The sequence below is a fragment of the Microcystis sp. LE19-8.1F genome (assembly GCF_027531715.1).
In the GTDB taxonomy this organism is placed as follows: Bacteria; Cyanobacteriota; Cyanobacteriia; order Cyanobacteriales; family Microcystaceae; genus Microcystis; species Microcystis wesenbergii_A.
Genome location: NZ_JAPZSO010000040.1, coordinates 1 through 2,323, shown reverse-complemented (window position 1 = coordinate 2,323; position 2,323 = coordinate 1). Strand labels below are relative to the sequence as shown.

2 protein-coding genes and 1 pseudogene are annotated in these 2,323 nt (G+C 46.1%); all 3 read right to left on the bottom strand.

Annotation, left to right across the window (positions count from 1 at the left end; genetic code table 11):
• Positions 1-532: 532 nt before the first annotated feature.
• Complete coding sequence (locus tag O9334_RS04640) at positions 533-979, bottom strand: carboxysome distribution maintenance protein McdB (RefSeq protein WP_045356818.1); 447 nt, start codon at positions 977-979, stop codon at positions 533-535.
• Entirely contained in the window at positions 976-1,749 is a 774-nt protein-coding gene (locus O9334_RS04635) for a ParA family protein (protein WP_045356821.1), read from the bottom strand. Before O9334_RS04635 ends, O9334_RS04640 begins: the two co-directional genes overlap by 4 nt.
• Before the next feature lie 143 nt (positions 1,750-1,892).
• A pseudogene (locus tag O9334_RS04630) lies at positions 1,893-2,171 on the bottom strand (AcrVA2 family anti-CRISPR protein); the annotation flags it as partial.
• Positions 2,172-2,323: the final 152 nt, after the last annotated feature.

The window sequence follows — 2,323 nt, the reverse complement described above, 5'->3', positions numbered from 1 at the left end:
AAAAACAAGAAAATCGAGAACTAGCCAAAGAAAGAGTTGTGGGTGAAAATGCTTTTTCTGGGGTGAAAAGATACCGTGCAGTTTCCGATATTTATAGGAATCGTGTAGCTAATTTTGATGCTCAATTAATCTTAACGGCTTATGGAATTTTTATGGGTGCGGCAGCATAAGCATTAATTAAAAGGAGAAGCCAGCTGAACTTCTCACAAAACAATTCATTCGGCTTTTTCTTATGGGAGCAACAAGTCTATTATTTACCCCTACCCCCCGCCTCTATCGCTGCCATTCTCCGCTATTCTCTGACTCAAAGACACGGTCTCCACGGTCTGGGCTGATTATCGACGTACCGATTGGTTTCGGAGATCATCAGACCTCTACCTAATATTATCTCAAGACTAAAAGGTTTTCTAGTGGAGAAATCGACCCAATTGACACTCCCATCGCTAAAAGAACGGACTTCTACTGACACTAGGACAAAAAAGTGTCTTAATATCAAGACATTAAAACACCTTGACGCTAAAGTATCTTGACATCAAGACTTTAAGAATCTCTCCTGCATCGTTTTGGCTCGTTTATAGTCGGCGATCTCCTTGCGTCGTTGTAGCCGTTGCCGTGCCGTCCTTACCACCTCCTCTAACTCGGTGGGATGAGCATCTAGGTAAAGATAAGCTGCCTCCAGCAGTGTTTCTTTGGTAATTCTCTCGTCCTGACACAACTGACGCAAGGAATCATCGATCGCCCGATCGAGACGGATAGTATTGCGAACTGTCTCGAAATCATCCAGATCTGTTTCGGTATTAGTATCTTGACTCAAAGATGTCTTGCTGTCTTGACTTAAATTTTTTATAGCATCTTGAGTTAATTCAGCAATTTCTTCTTTTGGTTGTGAAGGAATTGGCAGGATTTCTTCGACCACATCGATGCGGGGGGGAACCGAAGGTTTTTTCTTGTTGACCAATCGATCGAGGGCGTTGCTCATCTTTTCTCCTTGGTTTGAGTACCCAGTAATTCGATCACGGCTCGAAAAGAAGTTTCCATGTCTTCGTGGCCGATCTCGCTCAATAGTTTGCCTTGGTTGAGTGCCTGTTTATAGCGTTCGCTCTCCAAGATTGATGGGAAAATTTTCACCCCGGGGGCAACCTCGGCCATGGCGGCAATCGCCGCCGTGCTATCCTTTGAGTGAGAACGACCGAACCAGCGATCTCGAAAAGGAATGACACCGAGTAGCGTTCCGGTGAAAGCCCCTAATTTTGAGAGACTGTCCGCTAGTTCCAGGGTGCGAACCAGAGAATTGACTCCTTTAGTAGAAGCTTCGGCGGGGATCAGCAAATAGTCGGCCGCACCGATGGTGGCAATAGATATCTGTGTCCTGGCCGGGGGGGAGTCGATGATGCAGTAATCAAAATAGTCCGCCGGGAGTTTGAGCCGCGTCCGGAGAATTAGCGCGCCCATCCCACTAGAAGCCAAATACTCTTGGGCATTGCTCAAACCGTCATCTGCGGGGATAAGAAACCTAGAATCGTTGAGGGCATAAACTGCATCCGTCGCCGCTACCGTCCCCTTGATTACCTCCAAAAGCGTCGGCGCATTCGGTTCCACCTCATGACCCGAAAAAAAAGTCAGGTTCGCCTGCGGGTCGGCATCGACCGATAAAACCCTCGCCGTTCGGCCCAGCATTTTACCCAAAAAGAAAGCCGTGGTGGTTTTGCCCTGCCCTCCCGATAAGGATGAGATTACGATGGTTTTCATATTAAGTTCTGACACTATTAAGTCTTGACATCAAGACATATAGGTGAAATAGCATAAGTTAGTCATTTAATCTATACCAACAATAAAAATCTTGAAAAAAGCCGTCAGTCCATCAAAATAGTACACGCTTATTATCTAGCGATTTAGCCATTAACCAGAACCGGCTCGATCCAGATCAGCTTGCGATCGGGTCGTTCTCTGGGGCCGTAGGGTTGCCAACGATAGAAACCCCTACGCCAATGGGTGCGGTACTGACGGTCGGTGCGGACATCGGGATCGGACTCGCTTCTGATGCGATAATCTCGACCGATGATATGGGGGGTCAGCTTGCGGTTGTTGCCGGAGTTTTTGACTAGGGATCGGCTCGACGAGACCGAGAAATCGGACTTTTGCTGTAGGTAAAGAAGAGTTTGAACCAATAAATCCGTGACCTTAGGTGATTTCTGACAAAGAGTTTACCTAATCTAATCAACTTAAAAAATAAGGGGAAAATAGTTAGCGAACACCTTCCGCTAACCTAACTTGATTTTCAAGTTCTAATGACGGTTTTTTGACAAGTAAATAAAAGACAAAT